The sequence below is a fragment of the Streptomyces luteogriseus genome, from assembly GCF_014205055.1.
Lineage (GTDB): Bacteria > Actinomycetota > Actinomycetes > Streptomycetales > Streptomycetaceae > Streptomyces > Streptomyces luteogriseus.
In genome coordinates this window covers 4747970-4764918 of the sequence record NZ_JACHMS010000001.1, presented here as the reverse complement: position 1 = coordinate 4764918, position 16949 = coordinate 4747970, and the positions used below count along the sequence as shown (strand labels likewise).

Genomic DNA, 16949 nt, shown 5'->3' with positions numbered 1-16949 from the left:
CGCTCAGGTCGCGACGTAGCCCCCGTCGGCGGCGAGCACCGCGCCGGTGATGTAGCCGGCCTTGTCGGAAGCCAGGAACGCCACGGCCTCGGCGATCTCCTCGGGCTCGCCGGCGCGGGCGAGCGGCGTGTTCCGGCTGAACTCGTCGAACATCTCGCCCACCGTTTCGACGGCCATGTCGGTGCGGATCGGGCCGGGCGCCACGGAGTTGACGCGCACGCCCGCCGCGCCGAACTCGACGGCCCACGACCGGGTCAGCGCGTCCATCGCGGCCTTGGTGGCGTTGTAGGCGGAGCCGAACGGGGTGCCGATCTGCCCGGCGACCGACGACACGTTGACGATCGTGCCCTTCCCCTTCGCCACCATGGCCGGCACGAGCGCGGCCGTCAGGAAGTAGGTCGCACGGACATTGACGTCGAACACCCGGTCGTAGCTGTCGAGCGGTTGCTCGGGGGTCGTCGAGAACGGGAAGATGCCGGCGTTGTTCACGAGCACGTCCACCTCGCCGACCTCCTCGGCGAGCCTGCGGACGTCGTCGATGTTCGCGACGTCCGCGACGACGAAGTGGCCCGTGCCGCCCGCCCGCTCGATCAGCTCGACGGTCTCCTTGCCGAGCTCGGCCCTGCGCCCGGTCACATAGACGGTGGCTCCCGCCTCCGCGAGCTTGACCGCGATCGCGCGGCCGATGCCCGACGTGGCGCCGGTGACGAGTGCCTTCTTGTCCTGCAGTTCGTTGGTTGTCATGTCGGCCAACTTGGCCGCGCCGGATCGTCAGAGCATAACTTCCGCATATACCGCCTGGTCAGGCACCACATGGTCAGGTACGCCATGGTCAGGTACGCCATGGTCGGATGGTGAGAAAGCCGCCGCGTGCAGCCTGAAGCAGAGGCGCACGAACTGCGGCAGCCGATAGCGGCCGAGTACGAGCGGCTCGATCAGATGCACGTCCGCGAGCGATTCCAGCACCAGCTCGATCTCGCCGGGGTCCCCCCCGGACATCTCCGCCGCCTCGTGACTGTCGATCACCTCGGCATCCTGGCGCGCGAAGCACGAGAGCATGTGCCGTTCCGGATCGCTCAGCTGCTTCTCGGCCTCGATCAACGGGGCCAGCATCGCGACGCAGTCGGGCGGGACCACGTTGGTGAGCCTGCTGCTCCGCTCCATCTGGAGCAGCATCATCTCGATCGTCCAGTGCGGACGCGAGCTGAGCCGGCCGCCGATCACCCTGATCGGGTGCGGCAGTCGCGAGAGGCGTTCCAGCAGCACCTCAACCTGCTCGGATTCCGCGTCCGCGCGTACCGGGCCGAGGACCTTGCGGAAGAACTCCCGCGCCTCCCTCCCGGTCAGCCCGGCGATCTCCAGCCAGGTCACCCCCGGCAGCTCGTTCAGCCGGCGGACACTCGTGAGAATCATCGCCGAGCCGGGCGTGGCGAGATCGCGTACGGCCGCCGCGTCCTGCACGTCGTCGGCCACGACCAGGAAACGCTTGCCGCGCGCCTTCTCCCGCCACAGTGCGGCTCTGTCGCCGGTGGGGTTCTCCACGCCGACCGCACGCAACAGCTCGCCCGCGACGTCCCCGCCCCTGACGAAGATCTGCCCGTCCGGGAAGCGGCCCTTGACGAGGTGGCCGATCCGGGTGGCCAGCGCGGTCTTGCCGCTGCCCCGCATACCGGTGATGCCCACGGTGTCCGGCAGCGTCCTCAGAGCCTGCGCGATCTCCTCGGCGCGGCCGGTGAAGTCGGTCAGATCCGGCAGCAGCTGCTCCGGCCTGCGCGGCGGGGTGAGTTCGCCGTTGAGGATCCGCGCGTGGACCTCGCGCAGCTCGGGTCCTGGTTCCAGGCCGAGCTCCTCGTTGAGGAGTGCGCGCGCCCGGTGGAAGTGGTCAAGTGCTTCGCCCTGCCTGCCCTCCAGGTAGAGCGCGCGCATCAGGAGAGCGCGCGGTCGTTCCCTGAGCGGGAAGGCGGCGACGTGCTTCTGCAGCTCCAGCACGTCGAGTTCACGTTCGAGGCAGTCCTCCCGCGCCTTGAGCCGGTGGTCGCCGAGCCGCACCCGTTGCGCGTCGAAGTAGGCACTCCTGAGGCCTTCCAAGGGCTCTCCGCGGCAGTCTTCGACGATCTCCGCGCGGACCGTGTACCCCCCGTCCCTGGACTTCAGGTTCAGCTCCGGAAGCGTCTTGCGGATCTTGTACACGTATGTCCGTAACGCCATCACCGCGCTCGGCGTCGGGTTGTCCCAGACCATGTTGATCAACTGATCGTTGCTCAGCCGGATGCCGTTGTTCAGCAGCAACGCCGCCAGCACTGCCCGCTGCTGGCGCGGCCCCAGTTCGACCTCCTCTTCGTCGCGCCAGGCTCGTACCGGACCCATCAATGAGAAGCGCAGGCTCATGCAACGGCACAACGCACGGACACGGCCCCTGCTTCCGGGTACAGAGGCAACGTGGACAAACGCGGGACGGCGAACTGCCGTCGCCCGTCGGGGACATGGCAGTTCAGACGGCGTCCAGGGCGGCCCGCCACCGTGCGACGGCATCCGCCGACACCGGCGCCTCCCAACCCCCAGGCCGAGCCGCTCCGCCGATGTGGAAGCCGTCGACCCCGGCCGTCAGCAGCGTCGGCACGTGGTCGAGCCGGAGCCCGCCCCCCACCAGGAGATGCTGCTCGTACCCCGGCTCTCCCTGCCGGGCCGCCTCCGCGAGCAGCACGGGCAGCCCCTCGTCGACCCCACCGGAGGCCCCGGCCGTCAGGTACGTGTCCAGCCCCGGCATCCCGTCCAGCTGCTTGCGCAGGGCGTCCCGGTCGGAGGCCCGGTCGATCGCCCGGTGGAACGTCCACGGGCTTCCGTCCAGAACGGCGACCACCCGCTCCACGGCCGCGAGATCAACCGCGCGCCCCGCGTCAAGGAAGCCCAGCACGAACTCCGACGCCCCGGCCTCCCGCAACTCCGCGGCCGTACCGGCGAGCCGTTCGACATCCCCCGCCGCGAACCCGTCCGCCAGACGGATCATCACCCGCAGGGAGATGTCGACCGCACGCCGGATCCCCGCGACGGTGGCGGCCGACGGGCTGAGCCCGTCGGCCGCCATGTCGCTGACCAGCTCGAGGCGGTCCGCGCCTCCCGCCTGGGCGGCGACCGCGTCCTCGACGCCGAGGGCGATCACCTCCAGGACTGCACGCTTGCTCATGGGGCCCCTTCGTCGGCATGGCGTCGGCGTACGGACGCCTGACGGTTGCGACAGGTCTAGTCCAATCAAGACTACGCTGCCCACTCCCGCCGGATCCCAAGCCCCCGGCCCCCTCGGGCCGCGTCAGCCGAAGATGTTCAGCTCCTTCGCCTCCACCCCGGCCAGCTCGAACGCCGGCACCCCGTCGACCGGCCGCCCCGCGTACAGCCGTACGAGCGTCGGCCCGTCCCCGATGAAGCGACCCGGGGGCCGCTCCCCGCCGCTCTCCCCCAGCCGCAGCGGCTCGTCCAGGTCGTCGAGGTCGGCGTGCAGCGCCACATGCCCCCGCTCGCGGGTGATCCGGGCGAGCAGCGCGAGCGCGTCCGGCAGACCGGCCCCGCCGTACGCCCCGGCCTCCCCGAGGGCCTCGCGCACATCACCGGCGTGCACCCACTCCCCGAGAGCGAGACCGTCCAGCTTCCCGCCGGCCCCGGCGATCACGGGCCCGGCGGCGCCCATCCCCCGCTCCAGCTCGTCGACGATCTGCGCGTCGCTCCAGCCGGCCCGCTCGGCGATGTCCCGGTCGTTGGACTCGGGCGAGAACACGCCCTCCTCGAACCTGCCCTCCGCCACCCGGGTGAGCGCGGCCGAGCAGTGCGCCAGCACATCCCGCACCGTCCAGCCCGGACACGCGGCGACGGGCCGCGCGAAATCCTCCCCGGCCCGGCCCCGCAGCAGCGGGATCAGCGCCTCACGCTCGATCGTCAGCAGCCGTCCGGGCTGCTCGGGGTCCCGTACGTCAGGAACATCAGCAGGAGTCGTCATGCCCACCACGCTAGATCCCCGACCCCGCCCGGCGGGAGAATGCCCCCATGCCCGACCTCGACTCCCCGCACTCCCTGCACACCCGCTTCGCCCGCACCCTGGAAGCGGCCCGCGGCCCGGCCGGCGGCCCGGACCCGGCGCCGTACGCCGACGCCCTGCTCACCCGCTGGCAGGAGCCGCAGCGCCGCTACCACACGGTCGAGCACCTCACGGCGGTCCTGGACCGCGTCGACGAACTGGAGCGGTACGCGCACGACCCGGACGTGGTCCGGCTCGCCGCCTGGTTCCACGACGCGGTCTACCTGCCCGACCGCTCCGAGAACGAGGAACGCTCGGCCCGCCTCGCCGAACGCGCCCTCGCGGAGGCCGGCGTCCCGGACGCGAAGACCGCCGAGGTGGCCCGCCTGGTCCGGCTCACCGTCACCCACGACCCCGCCGACGACGACCCCGACGGCCAGGTCCTGTGCGACGCCGACCTCGCGATCCTCGCCTCGCCCCCGTCGGCGTACGCCGCCTACACCACGGCCGTCCGCGAGGAGTACCACTTCGTCCCCAACGACGCCTTCCGCGAGGGCCGCGCCGCGATCCTGCGCCAACTGCTCGACCTCCCACATCTGTTCAGGACACCCCACGGCGCGGCGGAGTGGGAGGCCACGGCCCGCTACAACCTGCGGTCGGAACTGGAGCTGCTCGAGGATTCGCCCTCCGGCCCAGGCTCCGCGTCCTAGGGTTGGCCCCACCGCGCCACAGGGAGGGAACACGGATGGACCACACCAGCGAACCCGAGGCCATCGAGCCGAGCCTGCCGTTCTGGGTCACCGTCGCCGAGGAGGGCGACGACGACTCCATGGGCCTGTTCGGCAACGGCAGCGGCGAGCCGGCCCTGCGGTCCGTCCCGCTCGGCCCCCTGCGCAAGAACCTCGCCGAGACCGTCGACGCGCTCCAGCAGTTGTTCGAGGACGCCGCGGCCCGGGGAGGCACCCTCCCGCTCGCCGAGGCCCAGCTGTCCTTCCAAGTCACCGCGAGCGGCGGCATCCAGCTCCTCGGCACCGGCCAGATGCAGGGCACCCGTGGACTCACCCTGGTCTTCAGGCGTCCCTGAGAACACCGCTCAACCAGGGACGCAACGACCGCCCAGTGAACTAAAGTTGTCGGACGAACGGCCGAGCGGCAGGGGGACGGCATGAGCGGCAGCGCGGTGAACCGGAGACCAGCGGCGACCACGACCGCGAGGGTCGCCTCGGTCCAGCCCGCCTGACCCGCCGCGCATGCCTCAGCACAAGGCGCTGCTCATCGGGGCAAGCGATTACGACGACCCGCGCATCCAGGACTTGCCGTTCGTCCGCGACGACCTCCAGCGGGTCCGGGACGTGCTGGTCGAGCGCGGGTTCCAGTCGGCGGAGATCGTCGAGAGCAAGCGCGGCATCACCCCGAACACCGTCAACGGCCGCATTCGCGGTTTCCTGCGCGACGCCGGCCAGGGCGACACCCTGCTGATCCTGCTCAGCGGCCACGGCCAGCACTTCGAGGGCAAGGACTTCTTGATCCCGGAGGACGCCACTTTCGACGTCGGGGTGTTCGCCGAGAGTTGCATCGAGATCGGCTGGGAGCGTGAGCTGGAGGACTCTTCGGCGGCCCATGTCGTCTTCCTCGTCGACGCCTGCCGCGAGGGCATCGACCGCGACACCATGGCGGCACCGCCCGGCGTGCAGCCCTGGCCCCGGCGCAAGGTCGCCAACGCGCTGCGGCGCAAGGTGGCCTACGTGCACGCCTGCACAGCACCCCAATTCGCGCTGTTCGTCGGCGAGAAGGAGACGGTCCGGCCGGGCTTCGACGCCGGTACGCAGCCGGGTGAGTCGTTCAGCCTCTTCTCCCGCGCCCTCGCCGACACCATCGCGGCGGACCCCCACGCCCTGCGTCTGCGCGAGTTCGCCGCGCGGATCCAGACCCGGGTAGAGGAGCTGCACCGCGCCTACGGCAAGACCCGCGCACCCCAGCAGGTCACCGTCGTCACGGAGACCGCGGCCACCTCGGGCGGGGTGGACTTCCCTCTGTTGCCGGGGCCCGACCGTCACACCGAGGCCCACCCCTGGATCCGCTCGGCGGAACGGCACCCCATCTGGCAGCGCACCCCTGAGGGCCCCGCACGCCGCCACCTCCAGGAGACGTGCGCAGCCCTGGCGACCCGGCTTGCCTCGGCGTACGAGGGCGCGGCGCACGCGCTGCGCGACGACCCCTGGCACGATGCCGAGCTGGCCCGACGCACCCACGACAGGCTGGGCTTCCTCACCGGCCGGCTGGCTGACGGCGTCCTGCTGTCACCGACCGAGGCCGCGCTGGCGGTCCTGCTGCCCCTGGTCGAGCAGACCTTCTGGACCCAGGAGGCCGCACAGCGCGTCGGCGTGCTCGGCACGGACGGCTGCGCCACCGGTCCAGACCACACCCGCTTCCGTAAGTTCGGCCAGGGCTTCCCACGGCTCAGACGGCGGCTGCTCACCCTGCACGACAAGCCGGCGGCCCGCGACTCCGTAGAGCGGATCCGCTGGTGGCTGTTCCACCGCTGGCTGATCCAGCAGCCGGAGCTGTACGCGGCGGAGGCGCTCAAGTCCCTCCTCGGAGAGGTGCCGAGCGGCTCCGACCAGCCGCAGTGGGCGGCCGACGCGCTCTCCGCGGACCGCCTGATGCGGCTGCTGAAGGAGCACCGCACGGCTCCGTTCTCGGTGCGCCGGACCGTCACCCGCCCCGCGAGCGGCACGCACCACGAGGAGCACGACGTCATCGCCGCCGCCACGGGCGACGAGCACGAGGTGCGCGCCCCCCTGGTATCCGCCCTGCTCAAGGCCGCCTCCGCGATGGCCGTGGACCCCGTCGACCTGCCCGAGATCGTCGTGGAGCACATCGGCATCTACGACAGCGTCGACCTGGGCGACCTCCTGACCACCGTGCGCCGCTCCGACTGGCGCCATTCCGGTGTGGGCCGGTCGCTGAACGCGGTGTGCACCCACCCGGCCGTCCAGATCGCGCTACGGGAGCACGCCACCCGGGTCGATGCTCTCCTCCGCGAGATCAACCGCGGCGACAACCCGGCCCTGGCCGCGCTCGGCGCGCTTCCGCCCTACGCCGACGGCAGTCGGGTACGCCTCGACGGCAACACGCCCGACCAGTTCTCCGACGGCATCCGCTTCCAGCTCGCCGAGGACCGCGTCCAAGAGCTCCTCATGGGCGAACAGCTGTATGGGGACCGGGAGCTGGCGGTCCGCGAGCTGTACCAGAACGCGCTGGACGCGCTGCGCTACCGGGACTGCCGCACGCAATACCTCCAGCGCACGGGACAGCCGACGGATTCCTTCGAAGGCCGGATCGAGTTCGTCCAGGGCGTCGGCTCCGATGGCCGCCCCTATCTGGAATGCCGCGACAACGGCATCGGCATGGGCATCACCGAACTCGGCAGCGTCTTCGCCCAGGGCGGCACCCGCTTCGTCGACCTGCCCGAGTACATCGAGGAACAGGTCGCCTGGAGCGAACTCCCCGACCCCAAGCTCCGCCTGTACCCCAACTCCCGCTTCGGCATCGGCGTCCTGAGCTACTTCATGCTGGCCGACGAGATCGTGGTCCGCACCTGCCGCATGGGGCGCGACGGCCGGCCCGGGCGGCTGCTGCAGGTGACGATCGCGGGGCCGGGGAACCTGTTTCGGGTGGAGGATCTGGGGGAGGGGATCGAGCCGGGGACGGCCGTGCGCTTGCTGCTTTCGCGCCAGGGGAAGCACGTGTCGTGTGTGGATGCGCTGCAGCGGCTGCTGTGGGTGGCGCCCTATCGGACGTCGGCGGTGCACGGGTCCAGGGAGCACAGCTGGATGCCTGGGGAACTCTCCCGCACGGCACTCGCGAGGGAGCTCTCCAAGCGGAAACCGAGTCGCCGGCACGGGAGTCATGTCTGCATCGACTCGGACTCCCCCGACCTCTGGTGGATCCGGGCCAAGGGAATCATCCTGTCGGACGGCTTGCTGACGGACTCGGAAAGGCTCCGCTCGTCGAGGCTCCCCTATGGAATCGTCGTGAATCTGCACGGAGCACACGCGCCCGTGCTCACTGTGGACCGTAGGAGGGCGCGTTCCTTCGATGCGGGCCATGTTCGCGCTGTTATGACCCGCGCCGCACCGAGCCTGACGCGTCCCGGACTCCCTCTCTTCACCGTCGGCTGGTTGACCGAGGTCAGCGCGTCCACCCTCGAATTCGGTGACCTCGTTGCAGAGCACGCGCTGCACGCCGATCTGGAGTTGCGGGTGGGAGACGTCTCACTGCCCTTCAGCAAGGTCGGCTTCTTCCTCCCGGACAGGGGCCTTCTGCCGCTGGTGACCGGCAGCTATCCGGAGGATCACACCTCTCACGCAGCACAGTTCTTCCGCACCATGCCCTCTCCTGTGCTGCGGTGGCGTCTGCGAGCGCTCTACCGGGCCGCGTCGGGGGAGTCCGCATCTCTGCCGGGAACCGCCCCGTCCGACGAACTCAGTGCGCGCCCGTCGGACCTTCTGCTTCTGTCCCGTGGATATGCCCGGTTTCCGCGCTGGGACCTGACGTACAGGAACTGGCGCACCGACTCGACGCTGGCGCACCCCGTGAACAAGCTCAGCTCCCTGTTTCGCTGGAAGGACCCCGCAGAGCGCATCCGCACCGCTGAGGTGTTCAGGCTGAGTCAGTGTTCGAAGCATCCGCCTGCTGAGGTGGCTGCCCGGTTGACCGCCCTGGGGTACCAAGTGGAGCCCCTGTCGGGCTGCGCGCATGCGGACTGTGATGATCTTCCCTTGTTGCGGCAGATCGGCGACCGGTCAGGCTGGCTCACACCCGACTCCGTGCTCTCCGCCACGCAGGTCTGCGTCAGCGCGGTGCGGCGCGACTGCTCCACCCGCGAGGCGGCAGAGCGTCTGCACGAGCTGGGCTTCACCGTTCCGGCGGATCTCCCGGTCCGACTCCGCTGGACCGACGAGGAACGAAGCATCATCAGCACCCTCTGGGCTTCGCACGCCACTCCGCCGGCCGCCCCGGAAGCCGCTCTCTCGGTCTCCCAGGCCCAACTGGCCTCGGTGGCGCACAGTATTGACATGACGATCGGCCAGATCGTCGAGTTCCTTTCGGAACTCGGCTTCCTTCTGCCCCCCGACGCTTCGGCATTCCCCGAGCCGACGGTGGACGACCAGGCCCTCCTCTTTTCCAGCGGCCAGCGTCCGTGGGTGGACCAAGAAGTCTCACTGCTCTACATGAGCGCTGTCGCCCACCGTGTCGACAGGCCGGTGCACGAGGTGGCAGCAAGGCTACGTGAGCTCGGATTTGCGGCAGCGCCTGTCCCCGACGACGAAGGCCAACTGCCCTCACCGGAAGAAATCGCCCTCGTAAACCCGAACGTCATCCTGGACTCGAGCCGCCCGCTGCCCCTGAGCACGGTGTTCGGCAGCGCGGAGGAGGCGGACATTCCCCTGTCCGAGGCCATCGACCTGTACACCTCGTGGGGCTTCCAGTGCTCAGTCAGCTCCAGGGTCGTGTCCCGCACGAGCGACAGGCTTTCCGCCCTGCTCCTGTTCAGCAGGGTTCCCGATCCCGCGTCCCTCGGCCCTGTGTCCCCGGCCACACTTCATGCCGTGGACGAAACAAGTGCCACCACCTCTCTGGTCGATTTCGGCTACGACGTCGTCTCTCCGTCCGCAGTCTGGCTCAGAGAGTGCGAACGGGGGAAAGACCTCCTCCAGTACCTGACCGCCGAGAACCACTCCCCGTCCGCCCCTCACCCGGAAGACCCCCCACTCTCCCTCGTCACCCTGACCGTCGTAGCGATGTCCGCCGCCAGGACGCTCCGGGAGACCGCCCTCAAAGCCACCGAACTCGGCATGCGCCACGAGATCGAGGACTGGTTCCCGGAACCGGAAAACCCGTCGCCCCCTTCGCCCACCCCCTCGTAGCCTGCCCCCATGTGGACAACGGGTGCGGAACAGGTGGAGCAGGCCGTCGCCGAGTGCGTGGGCCTGTTGGGGGCGGTCACCGAGCGGGACTGGGAAGGCGTGCGGGCCGGGCGGCTGGAGTGGGACTGCCGGGAGACGGCGGTGCACATCGCCGAGGACCTCATCGCGTACGCGGGGCAGCTGGCGGGGCGGGAGCAGGACGGGTACTCGCCGTTCGAGCTGTCGATGGAGGAGGACACCGGCAACGAGGACGTGCCGCGGGTGATCGGCACGACGGGGGCCCTGCTCGCGGCCGCGATCCGTACCGCCCCGCGGCATGTGCGGGCCTTCCACCCGTACCCGTTCCGCAGCGCGAACCGCGAGGGGTTCGCCGCGATGGGCGTGGCCGAGGTGCTGCTGCACTCGCACGACATCGCCGAGGGGCTCGGCGTGCCGTACGAACCGGCGCCCGAGCTGTGCGGCTTCGTACTCACCCGGCTCTTCCCGCACGTCCAGCCCGGCCCCACCCCGTGGCCGACCCTGCTGTGGGCCACCGGCCGCGGGGAACTGGACGGCCGTGCCCCGGTCACGCAGTGGCGCTGGAGCAACAACCTGGTGATCGGCACCGAGCGGCTCACCCTGGAGGGGGTCACCCCCGCGGCGGCCGCCGACCTGTCCACGATCGGCGACGGCGGCTTCGAGTGGATCGAGGGCGGCCCGATGGAGGGCACCCGGGTCGGAAGCGGGCTGGTGTACAAGCAGTACGAGGACGGCGTCCACCGGCCGGAGTGGGGCACGTACGCGCTGGTCCGGCGCGAGGACGGCCGCGCGATCGGCGCCATGGGCTTCCACGGCGTCCCGGACGGGGCGGGCCGGGTCGAGGTCGGCTACGACCTGGTCGAGGGCGCCCGCGGCCACGGCTACGCCACCGAGGCGCTGCGCGCGCTGTCGGCCTGGGCACTGGAGCGGGACGAGGTGCGGACCGTGGTCGCGAACGTCGAGCGGGACAATCTGCCGTCGCAGAACGTGCTCGCGCGGGCCGGCTTCACCCAGGTCGCCGAGGACCCCGAGCACCTGACCTACGAGCTGCGCGAACCCGGCGAGGGATAGCGCCCCTTGGGCCGCCGCAGCCCCGCCGCGTGCAGCAGCCGCACCACCTCGCGGCTGCTGACCTCCACCGCCCCGGCCCGCACCGCGTCGGCGTACCGCTGGTCGGGGATGTCGTAGTGGTCGCGTTCGAAGGCCCGGCGGGGGACGCCGAGGCCGGCGGCGAAGGCGTGCAGTTCGTCGTAGGAGACGTCGCTGACGAGGTGGGACCACAGGCGGCCGTGGCCGGGCCAGGTCGGCGGGTCGATGTAGATCGTCACGAACGCCTCAGGCCTTCGGCCCGCCGATGGCCTCGCCCAGCGATCCCACGGCGGCGACCTTCACGCCCGCCTCGCTGCACACCCAGTGCGGGTCGGGCCCCAACTCCGGTTCCACGTCGAGCGCGTGCGGCTCGCCGGTGCCGCACACCGGGCACAGCGGCCAGCGGCCGTACCGCTCCAGCAGGGCGTCCTGGACGTCCTGCGCGACCAGGCCGGCCACGTACCGGGCACCCTCGGGCCACTGCTCGACCCACCATCGCCGCTGCTTGACGGACTCCTCGACCAGGGACACGACGTCCGCGTCGGCGACGCGTCCCGCGACGAGGTCGGCCAGCACGAGGGCGCGCGCGGCGTGCAGCGCCTGCTCCAGGGGGCTGATGGGATCCATGCACCCATTGTGCGCACTCTTGACCCCACTGCCGCCCCGAAAATATCTTTCAATCGTGACCCGAGACGTGAAGGAAATTTTCGCCCGCGAGCGTGGCGGCCCCTCGGGCGCGAGCGGCGCCCCGCCCGCCCCGGCCGCCCTCGCGGCCAAGGTCCGCACGCTGGGCCCGTCGATGACGCGGTCCATGCAGCGCGTCGCCGAGGCCGTGGCGGGCGACCCGGCCGGCTGCGCGGCCCTCACGGTCACCGGCCTCGCCGAGCTCACCGGCACCAGCGAGGCGACCGTCGTACGCACCGCCCGCCTGCTGGGCTATCCGGGTTACCGGGACCTGCGCCTGGCCCTCGCCGGTCTCGCCGCGCAGCAGCAGTCGGGCCGCGCCCCCGCCATCACCACGGACATCGCGGTGGACGACCCGATCGCCGACGTGGTCGCCAAGCTCGCCTACGACGAGCAGCAGACCCTCGCCGACACCGCCGCCGGCCTCGACACCGTCCAGCTGGGCGCGGCCGTCACCGCCCTGACCGCGGCTCGCCGCACCGATGTGTACGGCGTCGGTGCGTCCGGCCTGGTCGCCCAGGACCTCACGCAGAAGCTGCTGCGCATAGGGCTGATGGCGCACTCCCACAGCGACCCGCACCTCGCCGTCACCAACGCCGTGCAACTGCGCGCGGGCGACGTCGCGATCGCCATCACGCACTCCGGGTCGACCGGGGACGTCATCGAGCCGCTGCGGGTCGCCTTCGAGCGCGGGGCGACGACGGTGGCGATCACCGGCCGCCCGAACGGCCCGGTCACGCAGTACGCCGACCACGTCCTCACCACGTCCACCGCACGCGAGAGCGAGCTGCGCCCGGCGGCCATGTCGTCCCGGACCGGGCAGCTCCTCGTGGTGGACTGCCTGTTCGTGGGGGTGGCGCAGCGGACGTACGAGAAGGCGGCGCCCGCGCTGTCGGCGTCGTACGAGGCGCTGGCCCACCGGCACCGTTCCTGAGGCCGCCGCACCGCCCAGCACCGGAAAGACACGGAAAGAGCCGTTCATGACCTCCACCTCCCACCCCCGTGATCTCAGGACCGAGTTGGAGTCCCTGACCACCGAGGCCTTCCGACCGGAGCTCGCGGACATCGACCGGCTGCCCACCCTCGACATCGCCCGGCTGATGAACGGCGAGGACGCCACCGTGGCCGGGGCGGTCGCGGCGCGGCTGCCGCAGATCGCCGCCGCGATCGACGCCGTCGCGGAGCGGATGGCCCGGGGCGGGCGTCTGGTCTACGCGGGCGCGGGCACGGCGGGCCGGCTGGGCATCCTGGATGCCTCCGAGTGCCCGCCCACGTTCAACACCGATCCCTCCCGGGTCGTCGGCCTGATCGCGGGCGGCCCGGACGCCGTGGTCACCTCGGTCGAGGGCGCGGAGGACTCCCGGGCCCTGGCGAGGACCGACCTGGAGACCCTCGCCCCGACCCCCGACGACACGGTGGTCGGCATCTCCGCCTCCGGCCGCACCCCGTACGCCATCGGCGCCGTCGAGCACGCCCGGGCCCGCGGCTGCCTCACCATCGGCCTCGCCTGCAACCCCGGCAGCCCGCTCGCAGCCGCCGCCGACCACGGCATCGAGATCGTCGTGGGCCCCGAACTGCTCACCGGCTCCACCCGCCTGAAGTCCGGCACGGCGCAGAAGCTCGTCCTCAACATGCTGTCGACGATCACGATGATCCGGCTGGGCAAGACCTACGGGAACCTGATGGTCGACGTCCGCGCCTCGAACGACAAGCTCCGCGCCCGCTCCCACCGCATCGTCGCCCTCGCCACCGGCGCCGGGGACAAGGAGATCGAGGACGCCCTCACGGCCACCGACGGCGAGGTGAAGAACGCCATCCTCACGATCCTGGCCGACGTGGACGGCCCGACGGCGGCCAGACTCCTGGCGGAGTCCGACGGTCATCTGCGGGCGGCCCTGGCGGCGAGCGGCTGATGCGGCCGTGGGCCGGGCCCTGCCGCCCCGAGGCCTGTCCGGTGGTCACGTAACCGACGTGTCCGACGTAACCGCGGAGTGTGCTGATCGCGCCCGTCGACACCGCGGGTGTCCCGGGGCGGGTGACACGGACCAGGTCCTAGCCGCGGCGGCGCTGCCCGCCGTAGAAGGTGCCCGCGGCGACGAGCAGCGTCAGTCCGGCGGTGACCGCGATCGTGATCTCCGTGGTGTTCCGCTGGTCGGGGCTGTCGGGCAGCCTCGGGTCGAGCAGTCCGAGAGGATCCTTGCGGATCTCGACGCGGTCGCCGGGCCGGGCCTGCCCGAAGCAGTTCTCCTGCTGGGACACCTCGTACGTCTCGCGGCCCCCGCCCAGCTCCCGAACCGTGCAGAACATGTCCGGCCCGCGCCGCTGATCCCGGTCGGCCACCTGCGTCACCACGGCGTCGACGGGCTCTCCGACGGTCTTCATGTACGCCTCGTACATGGCGGGTCCCGCGAACAGCATCAGCGCGAAGCCGGCGAAGGAGACGAGGGTCGCCGCCCCGGCCCGGTGCCAGGAGCCGCCGACGACGCAGGCGGCGACCGCGATGGTCGCCAGCGCGACGACGACTCCGGCCCAGGTCATCCACTGCCCGAGCGCGGCGCCGAGGAGCAGCAGCGCGGGCACCAGCACGGCCCACAGCACGGAACTGACGGCCCTGCGTCCGCCGGACGGGGCGGGCCGCGAACTCCCCGTCCCTCCGGCACCGTCGGCCGCCATCGCGGTACCGGACGCGCTCATGGTCCCGATCCCCTGTCACTCGAACGTTCGTCGGCGCCCGCCACGATATCCAACGAGGTCCACGCCCCGGCTCACCGGCCATCGGATCGGCCCCCGTCAGCCCAGAAGCTCGACCACCACCGACTGCCTCGCCTCGCAACGCTCTTCCTGCTCGGCCGTCGCCTTCTCGGCCAGGGCGTTGACCGCCGCGTTGAAGCGCTCCATCGAGGTGGGGCGGTCCGGGCCGAGGACGTACTCCTTGAGGACCCGGCGCTCGGGTGCCATCGGGTCGCGGCCCGGTGTGCGCACCGAGTCGAGGATCTCCGGCAGCCGGGTGCAGGCCCGGTCCAGCAGGTACGCGCCGCCGGCCGTGGTGTAGGCCGCCCGGAAGTCGGCGTCGGGCAGGTCGTTCGCGTTGGTCAGGACGTACGGCTTGAGGCTCGCCACGAAGTCCGCCACCACCGAGGAGACATCACTGACGAGGATGTCGGCCTGGTCGAAGCACGCGTACAGCGTGGGCAGCTGCTTGACGATCACCTGGTGCCCGAGCGGGCCCCGGCTCTCCCAGAACAACCGGTGCCATTCGGCGCGCAGCTCGTGCCACTCGGCCTCCCCGTCCAGGCCGGACGGGCGGGCCTCGCGCGTCTGCTGGGCGTCGTCGCCGGCGAGCCGCCCGGACAGTTCACCGAGCCGGGCCTGGATCTCCGCGAGCCTCGGACGGACGGCGGCGATCGCCGCCTCGGTCTCCTGGGCGCCACGCCGCTCGTTGTCGGCGCGCAGCAGCTCCCGGACGGCCCGGTCCGCCTCGGCCGCCGCGCGGGAGCGCTTGCCGGTGAGGGGATGCGGTTTGTAGAGGACCCGCACGTTCTCCGCGAGCAGCTTCTCGACCAGCGGCACGCCCATCGGGATCAGCGACGTGTGGCAGTCGTCGTCGCTCCAGCCCTCCCAGGTCGGCGCGTACAGCACGGTCGGCAGCGGCCCCGGCACATGGTCGGCGTGCAGCCGGATCGACGACAGCTGCGGACGGCCCACCTCGACGATCGCCGAGTCGCTGATCGCGTGCCGCACCCGCTGGTAGCGGTCGCGCCCGGCCCGCCCGGCCACCCAGATCTCGTCGTACACCTTGCTCACCCGGTTGCTGCTGGCGAGCTTGTCGCTGTCGCCGTGCCCGATGAAGACGTGCTTGGCCTCGGCGACGCGCAGCATGTGCACGTTCTTGCCCGCGTTGCCCGGGTAGAGCACGACCCGCAGCTCGGGCAGCTCCAGCTGCGCCACGTCGTCGGCCTTCGGCACGCACAGGACCGGGATCGACGTACGGCCCAGGAAGCGGAACGAGGCCCGCTCCCGGAGGATGATCAACGGCCGCCGGTCGAGCTGCTCCAGCGTCTCGATCCACATGTTGACCTGGTACATGAAGTCCCGGGACACGGACGCGAAACTGAAGTACAGCGCCACCTCCGGCCGGTACCCGGCCAGTTGGCGGTTGACCTCGGCGATCACCTCGTCCCCCGACGGCATCCGGCGGGCCCGGCGCAACTGCCCGAGCAGCGCCACCACCGCCGCGACCGCGAGCCCGGCGGTGACGGCGAAGCCGATGCCCGCGGGCTGCCACGCCCCGGCCGCCAGCGCGACGAGCAGCCCCGCGTGGGCCGGCAGGTCCAAGTGCAGCAGCTTGCGCAGGAAACGCCGGTAGAGAAGACCGGGCGGCGACTGCGGAATGCCCGCCCCGCTCATGTCGAGATTGCGCACCACGACCGGCAGCGTGCGCCGTCGCCGGATGGCGTGGTGCACCGCCGTGAACAGGATCACCAGCGTGAAGTGGGCGGCGAACACGGCCAGCGCGGCCACCAGCACCCCGCCCGGCGCGTCCATCCGCTCGGCCAGCGCGAGCAGCATCACCGTCCGCACGGCGAACCGCATCGTACGGGTCAGCTGCAACGCGGCCAGCCGCCGCACGAACGCGGGCGAGCGGGTGTGCAGCACCTCGTCCACGGCGTACGTCACGGCCGAGGCCGCGGCGAAGCCCCACAGCGACGGGAGCAACGCGAAGACGGGCAGTGCGGCGAATCCGGCGGCGAACAGGAACACGAGGAAAAGGTCGGTCTTCCCGCGCACACGCAGGACACCACACAGCCAACGGAACGTCATGAAGAGTGCTTTCTCTGGGAAAGGACGTGCATTTCCGGAGTGGCGTGCGGTGGGGCGAACGCCGGGTGTATGCGCGATACGTCTGTTCGACGGCATGGGCGGGTGAATGGTTGTACACCTGCCGGCCACTATTACTTCACCGCGACTTGGGTTCCCGGTTGACCTGCCGCACGCGCGCCCGCAGCGTCTCCCCCGCAGGCAGCGAGCGCAGTACGTCGGTGAGGTGCTCGGCCGTCCGTACGTTGCAGCGCCCCAGATCGACCAGCGCGAACGGCTCGTCGCTCGCACCGGTCACCGGGTCGACGCCCAGCGACGGCAGCACGACCCCGACTCCGGCGAGGGCGTCCCGCAGCGATTGCACGATCTCTTCGGTCGAACGCACCGTTCCCTACCTCCAC

At 71.4% G+C, this 16949-nt stretch carries 15 protein-coding genes; 6 read left to right on the top strand and 9 right to left on the bottom strand.

What is annotated here, in order from left to right; all coding sequences use genetic code 11:
- Window positions 1-3 precede the first annotated feature (3 nt).
- The 4 genes from BJ965_RS21150 to BJ965_RS21135 all read right to left on the bottom strand — a co-directional run bounded on the left by BJ965_RS21150 (window position 4) and on the right by BJ965_RS21135 (window position 3988).
- A complete protein-coding gene (locus tag BJ965_RS21150) occupies window positions 4-744 on the bottom strand; it encodes an SDR family NAD(P)-dependent oxidoreductase (RefSeq protein ID WP_184910064.1) in 741 nt (246 codons plus the stop codon).
- A 27-nt stretch (window positions 745-771) separates the two neighbouring features.
- A complete protein-coding gene (locus BJ965_RS21145) occupies window positions 772-2367 on the bottom strand; it encodes an AfsR/SARP family transcriptional regulator (RefSeq protein ID WP_184910063.1) in 1596 nt (531 codons plus the stop codon).
- A gap of 124 nt (window positions 2368-2491) precedes the next feature.
- Window positions 2492-3184 (bottom strand): copper homeostasis protein CutC, encoded by a 693-nt coding sequence (locus BJ965_RS21140; protein ID WP_184910062.1) that lies wholly within the window; start codon window positions 3182-3184, stop codon window positions 2492-2494.
- Window positions 3185-3307: 123 nt separating this feature from the next.
- Complete coding sequence (locus tag BJ965_RS21135; RefSeq protein WP_184910061.1) at window positions 3308-3988, bottom strand: maleylpyruvate isomerase family mycothiol-dependent enzyme; 681 nt, start codon at window positions 3986-3988, stop codon at window positions 3308-3310.
- Between the two features lie 47 nt (window positions 3989-4035).
- On the opposite strand from BJ965_RS21135, the gene BJ965_RS21130 reads away from it, so the two are divergent.
- The 4 genes from BJ965_RS21130 to BJ965_RS21115 all read left to right on the top strand — a co-directional run bounded on the left by BJ965_RS21130 (window position 4036) and on the right by BJ965_RS21115 (window position 11028).
- Window positions 4036-4716 (top strand): HD domain-containing protein, encoded by a 681-nt coding sequence (locus BJ965_RS21130; RefSeq protein ID WP_184910060.1) that lies wholly within the window; start codon window positions 4036-4038, stop codon window positions 4714-4716.
- 35 nt (window positions 4717-4751) lie between these two features.
- On the top strand, window positions 4752-5090 hold the full coding sequence (locus BJ965_RS21125) for a Pepco domain-containing protein (RefSeq protein ID WP_030849312.1): 339 nt from the start codon (window positions 4752-4754) through the stop codon (window positions 5088-5090).
- Window positions 5091-5256: 166 nt separating this feature from the next.
- Entirely contained in the window at window positions 5257-9939 is a 4683-nt protein-coding gene (locus BJ965_RS21120) for an HD domain-containing protein (protein ID WP_184910059.1), read from the top strand.
- A gap of 33 nt (window positions 9940-9972) precedes the next feature.
- Window positions 9973-11028 carry a GNAT family N-acetyltransferase gene (locus tag BJ965_RS21115; protein WP_184917397.1) on the top strand — a complete coding sequence of 352 codons (1056 nt, stop codon included), beginning with the start codon at window positions 9973-9975 and terminating at the stop codon, window positions 11026-11028.
- On the opposite strand, the gene BJ965_RS21110 is transcribed toward BJ965_RS21115, so the two are convergent.
- Together BJ965_RS21110 and BJ965_RS21105 are read right to left on the bottom strand one after the other, a co-directional pair.
- Window positions 10998-11285: a DUF4031 domain-containing protein gene (locus BJ965_RS21110; RefSeq protein ID WP_184910058.1), complete on the bottom strand. Its 288-nt coding sequence runs from the start codon at window positions 11283-11285 to the stop codon at window positions 10998-11000. The two genes, BJ965_RS21115 and BJ965_RS21110, sit on opposite strands and share 31 nt — an antisense overlap.
- 7 nt (window positions 11286-11292) lie before the next feature.
- Window positions 11293-11673: a hypothetical protein gene (locus tag BJ965_RS21105; protein ID WP_184910057.1), complete on the bottom strand. Its 381-nt coding sequence runs from the start codon at window positions 11671-11673 to the stop codon at window positions 11293-11295.
- 55 nt (window positions 11674-11728) lie between these two features.
- Between BJ965_RS21105 and BJ965_RS21100 the strand changes: the two genes are divergently transcribed.
- The gene (locus tag BJ965_RS21100) at window positions 11729-12664 is read left to right on the top strand and encodes a MurR/RpiR family transcriptional regulator (RefSeq protein ID WP_184910056.1); all 936 of its coding nucleotides are present in this window, start codon (window positions 11729-11731) and stop codon (window positions 12662-12664) included.
- Window positions 12665-12710: 46 nt separating this feature from the next.
- On the top strand, window positions 12711-13643 hold the full coding sequence (gene murQ, locus BJ965_RS21095; protein WP_184910055.1) for an N-acetylmuramic acid 6-phosphate etherase: 933 nt from the start codon (window positions 12711-12713) through the stop codon (window positions 13641-13643).
- A gap of 139 nt (window positions 13644-13782) precedes the next feature.
- Here the strand turns inward: murQ and BJ965_RS21090 are convergent, their stop codons facing one another.
- From BJ965_RS21090 to BJ965_RS21080, 3 genes are all read right to left on the bottom strand, one after another.
- On the bottom strand, window positions 13783-14424 hold the full coding sequence (locus BJ965_RS21090; protein WP_246545937.1) for a hypothetical protein: 642 nt from the start codon (window positions 14422-14424) through the stop codon (window positions 13783-13785).
- Between the two features lie 96 nt (window positions 14425-14520).
- The gene (locus tag BJ965_RS21085) at window positions 14521-16518 is read right to left on the bottom strand and encodes a hypothetical protein (RefSeq protein WP_313666971.1); all 1998 of its coding nucleotides are present in this window, start codon (window positions 16516-16518) and stop codon (window positions 14521-14523) included.
- 169 nt (window positions 16519-16687) lie between these two features.
- Entirely contained in the window at window positions 16688-16933 is a 246-nt protein-coding gene (locus BJ965_RS21080) for a hypothetical protein (RefSeq protein ID WP_037832982.1), read from the bottom strand.
- Window positions 16934-16949 lie beyond the last annotated feature (16 nt).